The 5,222-nt window shown below is 52.9% G+C and carries 6 protein-coding genes; 5 read left to right on the top strand and 1 reads right to left on the bottom strand.

Annotated features, from left to right (window positions below):
* On the bottom strand, nt 1-265 hold a 265-nt coding region (locus ACJROR_RS02305; protein ID WP_406545687.1), incomplete at its 3' end, for a hypothetical protein.
* Nucleotides 266-589: 324 nt separating this feature from the next.
* On the opposite strand from ACJROR_RS02305, the gene glgC reads away from it, so the two are divergent.
* The 5 genes from glgC to rplT all read left to right on the top strand — a co-directional run.
* A complete protein-coding gene (gene glgC, locus ACJROR_RS02300) occupies nt 590-1,954 on the top strand; it encodes a glucose-1-phosphate adenylyltransferase (protein WP_406545686.1) in 1,365 nt (454 codons plus the stop codon).
* A gap of 203 nt (nt 1,955-2,157) precedes the next feature.
* Nucleotides 2,158-4,095: a threonine--tRNA ligase gene (thrS, locus tag ACJROR_RS02295; RefSeq protein ID WP_406545685.1), complete on the top strand. Its 1,938-nt coding sequence runs from the start codon at nt 2,158-2,160 to the stop codon at nt 4,093-4,095.
* Nucleotides 4,091-4,645: a translation initiation factor IF-3 gene (gene infC / locus ACJROR_RS02290; protein WP_406040359.1), complete on the top strand. Its 555-nt coding sequence runs from the start codon at nt 4,091-4,093 to the stop codon at nt 4,643-4,645. Before thrS ends, infC begins: the two co-directional genes overlap by 5 nt.
* Before the next feature lie 73 nt (nt 4,646-4,718).
* Nucleotides 4,719-4,913, top strand: coding sequence for a 50S ribosomal protein L35 (rpmI, locus tag ACJROR_RS02285; RefSeq protein WP_406545684.1), 195 nt, complete (start codon nt 4,719-4,721; stop codon nt 4,911-4,913).
* Nucleotides 4,914-4,931: 18 nt separating this feature from the next.
* The coding region (gene rplT, locus ACJROR_RS02280) for a 50S ribosomal protein L20 (RefSeq protein ID WP_406545683.1) at nt 4,932-5,222 on the top strand (291 nt) is incomplete at its 3' end.

The following is a 5,222-nucleotide window of genomic DNA, read 5'->3' as shown; positions in this document are numbered from 1 at the left end:
GAAAGCTGAAGCCCAGAGTGTAGATCCGGTAGTCCATGCCTCCGTAGTACATGTCGGAGAAGATATTTCCGATGGCGGTGCCCAGAGCTCCCGACAAACCGAAGAGCAGAGAAAAAATAAAGGGCAGCACGCAGTAGGGGCGCACCTCCGTGGTTTCCGAAAGCTGAAAAAATTCAATAAACGGAATGGACAGGACAAAGTAGAAAATACAGCAGGCAGCTGTTATCGGAAGCTGATGTTTCAGCCAGTTCAAAACTCTGTTCATAGTTAAAATTCAAAAGGCGCCTTTGCTGACCGGGAGAAAGCCCGGGGAATTGCCGGAAGCCCCGGAGCGGCATCAGGCTGCTCTGTTCCGGGCTCCTCATCAGCGGATCACGTAAATACCTCTGCATTTTATCACGAGGCCGCGATTTAGTCAGCCTGCGGAAGATTGATCGCCTGAGCGCCTGAGTTCATCATCTCCTGCCCGGGGTAATTTCCGAAAGCCTTTCTGATAACCTGCCGGCTTTTTTGCGGTGTCCCGGTTTGCTTTCGGGAGAAGCCGGCGGTAAACTTTAGCTGTGTTTATCCCCAGAAGGATTGCAAGATCATGTCATTTGTCAACAGCTTTTCGAAACAGCTTTATGCCATGACGAGAACCACTGCTCTGGTGCTGGCCGGCGGGCGGGGCTCCCGCCTCCGGGATCTCACGGACATCAGAGCCAAGCCGGCGGTTCATTTCGGCGGAAAGTTCCGCATTATTGATTTTGCGCTGTCCAACTGCCTTAATTCCGGCATCAGAAAAATGGGAGTGCTCACGCAGTACAAGTCGGATTCGCTTCTGAGTCATATTCAGGACGGCTGGACATTTCTCAACAACAATCATATGGGGGAGTTCGTGCGGGTGCTGCCGGCCCAGCAGCGCATTGACGAGGTGCACTGGTACCAGGGCACGGCCGATGCGGTTTACCAGAATCTGGACATTATCCGCGCCTATGGCACCGAATATGTGCTGGTGCTGTCCGGGGATCATATTTACCGGATGAACTATTCGGTGATGCTGATGGATCATATCAGAAGTCTCTGTCCCTGTTCCGTGGCCTGTATCGAGGTGCCCCGCCGGGAGGCCTCCGCCTTCGGCTGCATGCAGGCTGACGAAGAAGGCCTGATAACTGATTTCATCGAAAAGCCGGAGAATCCCCCGGCGGTGCCCGGCAATCCCGAAGCCACGCTGATTTCCATGGGCATTTATTTCTTCGAGGCGGCGTTTTTGAAGGAGATTCTGGAGGAGGATCATCAGGATCCTGCATCCTCCCACGATTTCGGGAAGGATATTATTCCTAAGCTGGTTAAAAGAAGACTGGTTCATGCGCACAACTTCGAGATGAGCTGCGTCAGGAACCGGAGCAAGCAGCAGCTCTGCTACTGGAAGGATGTGGGCACCATTGACAGTTTCTGGAGCGCCAACCTGGATCTGACCCGGGAGCATCCGGATCTGGATATTTACGACACCATGTGGCCCATCTGGACCAATGCCACCCAGCTGCCGCCGGTGAAGTTTATCCGGGATGACAATGACAACAAATCAGTCAGCGTGAACTCGGTGATTTCCGCCGGATGCGTGGTGTTCGGCTCTGAAATCTCCAATTCGGTGCTGTTTGTTTCCGTGCGGGTGGATCCCGAGTGTCATCTGGATCAGGTGGTGGTTTTTCCCCAGGCCTTCATTAACCGCGGCTGCCGCATCAGAAGGGCCATCATTGAAAAGAAATGCGAAATTCCTCCGGGGCTGGAAATCGGCTACGATCCGGAAAAGGACAGCCGTTATTTCTACGTGTCTCCCAGCGGGGTTACGCTGGTGACCCGGGCTATGCTGGCGCGGATGAAGGAAGACCATCCCGAGCTTTTTGCCGGCTGCGCCAGAGAAGAAGCCGGCAAGCTATGGCCCCTGCTGCCGGACATCCATTGCATTCATTAATGCTCCCGGAATCCGGATAAATTTCCTTCCCGCGGGGCGGCCGGATATCAATCGGCTTGACACCGCCCCGTGACGCTACTATATTTGTCAGTTGTTTTAATGGCGGGAGACTCTCTTCCGAATCCGGAGGTTTCCCTTTTTTTATCTAGTACGATGCATGCGCTGGTATTTGGTCTGTACCGGCATGCGCGAGGTTGTTATAAATGCCTGCAATTACTCTTCCTGACGGAAGCATTAGAAATTTTGATAAGCCCGTTACTGTTTACGAGGTGGCAGAGAGCATTGGCGCTGGTTTAGCCAAGGCCTGCGTTGCCGGAAAGGTAAACGGAAAACCTGTTGATGCCTGCGAGATAATTTCCGAGGACTGCTCCCTCAGCATTATCACCCCCAAGGACAAGGAAGGCATTGATATTATCAGACACTCCTGCGCCCATCTTCTGGGACAGGCCATCAAGACTCTCTGGCCGGAAACCCAGATGGCCATCGGCCCGGTGATCGAGGACGGCTTCTATTATGACGTGGATCTGGATCACAGCCTTACCGAGGAAGATCTGGCCGCGCTGGAAAAGAAGATGTACGAGTGCGCCGAGAAGAATTATCCCGTCATTAAAGAGGTGGTTTCCTGGGACAGAGCTCATGAGGTGTTTGACGAAAGAAACGAGCCCTACAAAAAGCTGATCCTGGAAGAGAACATTTCCCATGATGATCATCCGGCTCTTTATCATCATGAAAACTACATTGACATGTGCCGCGGCCCTCATGTGCCCAACTCCCGCTTCCTGAGAAACTTCAAGATCCTCAAGATTGCCGGAGCCTACTGGCGGGGCGACTCCAACAACAAGATGCTGCAGCGCATCTACGGCACCGCATGGGCTGACAAGAAGGAGCTCGCCGCCTATCTGCAGCGTCTCGAGGAGGCCGCCAAGCGCGACCACCGCAAGATCGGCCCCCGGCAGGATCTCTTCCACCTCCAGCAGGAGGCTCCGGGACTGGTATTCTGGCACAACGACGGCTGGACGATTTTCCGGGTGCTGGAAAACTTCGTGCGGGAAAAGCTGCATCAGTACAAGTACATTGAGGTGAATACCCCGAGAATGATGGATCGTTCCCTCTGGGTGCGTTCCGGCCACTGGGACAAGTATGCCGAGAACATGTTCACCACCAAATCCGAAAACCGGGAATACGCCATCAAGCCCATGAACTGCCCGGGACATATTCAGATTTTCAACAGTCGGCTGCGTTCCTACCGGGATCTTCCCATCAGAATGGCCGAGTTCGGCAGCTGTCACCGCAACGAGCCCTCCGGAGCTCTTCACGGCCTCATGCGGGTGCGGGGCTTCACGCAGGACGATGCTCATATTTTCTGCGCGGAAAATCAGATCATGTCCGAGGTCAGCGGCTGCATCAAGATGGTTTATGACATCTACTCCAACTTTAATTTCGAGAAGATCGACATCAAGCTGTCCACCCGTCCCGACAAGCGCATCGGCGATGATGCTATGTGGGATCAGGCCGAGAAGGATCTGGCCGAGGCTCTCCGCCAGAACGGTCTGGAATTTGACTATCAGCCGGGAGAGGGCGCCTTCTACGGCCCCAAGATCGAATTCACCCTCCATGACTGTCTGGGCCGGGCCTGGCAGTGCGGCACCGTGCAGCTGGACTTCTTCCTGCCGGATCGCCTGGGAGCCAAGTACATTGCCGAGGACGGCAAGGAGCATACCCCGATAATGATCCACCGCGCCGTTCTGGGCTCTCTGGAAAGATTTATCGGCATTCTCACCGAGCAGTATGCCGGCGCCTTCCCTTCCTGGCTGGCTCCGGTGCAGGCCGTGGTCATGGGCATTACCGACGATCAGGCTGATTACGTCAGAAAGATTGCGGACATTCTCGATGAAGCCGGCATCAGGGTTAAGACGGATCTCCGCAATGAGAAGATCGGTTATAAGGTTCGCGAGCATACCATGATGAGGGTTCCCTTCATGCTGGTGTGCGGAGCCAAGGAGGTCGAATCCGGCACGGTGGCTCTGAGAACCAGAAGCGGAAAAGATTTAGGAGCTTTTTCAACTGAAGACTTGATTTCTTTCATTAAACAGGATATCATTTCGCGCGGTTTGGAAAATCGTAAGGAGAAAGACCATTAATAACGTTAAGAAAAGCGGCAACAAGCAGTTTGCCAACAAGACTCGGATCAACGAAGAGATCAGGTGTCGCGAGATCCGTGTTATCGGTTCAGATGGCAGTCAGCTGGGAGTAATGAGTCCCAGCGCAGCCCGGGAAATTGCAGAAAAGGAAGGTGCGGATCTGGTGGAAATCAGCCCCACCGCGACTCCTCCCGTATGCAAGATAATGAACTACGGCAAGTATCTTTACGAGAAAAGCAAGGCTCTGAAAGAGCAGAAGAAGAAACAAAAGCAGGTTCAGGTCAAGGAAATCAAATTCCGTCCTGGAACTGATGAAGGCGATTACCAGGTAAAACTACGCAACCTGGTGCGCTTTCTTGAGGATGGCGACAAAGCCAAAGTCACCGTCAGATTCCGCGGCCGGGAGATGACCCATCAGGAAATCGGCCTGGACATCATGAAGCGTATTGAAAAAGAACTTTGTGAGGTACGCGGTCTGGCGATAGTCGAAAGCACTTCGAAGTTTGAAGGGCGGCAGGCGATGATGGTTTTTGCGCCGAAGAAGAAGTGACAGAGACGGTTTGCAAGTATCTTCGGATCACCGAATCTGTTGTGTGTTATTAACAATGCGGAGTTTTTATACAATGCCTAAGATTAAAACCGATAAGGGTGCGCACAAGCGTTTCAAGAAGACCGCTAACGGCTTCAAGTGCAAACACTGTAACCACCGCCATATTCTGACTAAGAAGTCCACCAAGCGTAAGCGTCATTTACGCGCAATGTCTTCAGTTCATAAGGCTGATTTGCGCAATATTATTAATCTGTTACCGTACGCATAAGGGAAGGAGTAGTCAAAAATGGCAAGAGTTAAACGCGGTGTTACCGCTCATGCGCGTCACAAGAAGATCTTAAAGGCTGCCAAGGGTTACTACGGCGCTCGTTCCCGTTGCTACCGCACGGCAGTGCAGGCTGTTACCAAGGCCGGTCAGTATGCTTATCGCGATCGTCGTCAGAAGAAGCGTCAGTTCCGTCAGCTGTGGGTTGTGCGTATCAACGCTGCAGCTCGTCAGAACGGTCTTTCTTACAGCAGATTTATCTGCGGTCTTAAGAAGGCTTCTGTGGAAATCGATCGTAAGATCCTTGCTAAC

This window comes from Succinimonas sp. (assembly GCF_045225735.1).
In the GTDB taxonomy this organism is placed as follows: domain Bacteria; phylum Pseudomonadota; class Gammaproteobacteria; order Enterobacterales; family Succinivibrionaceae; genus Succinimonas.
This window is presented reverse-complemented; position numbering and strand designations above follow the sequence as displayed.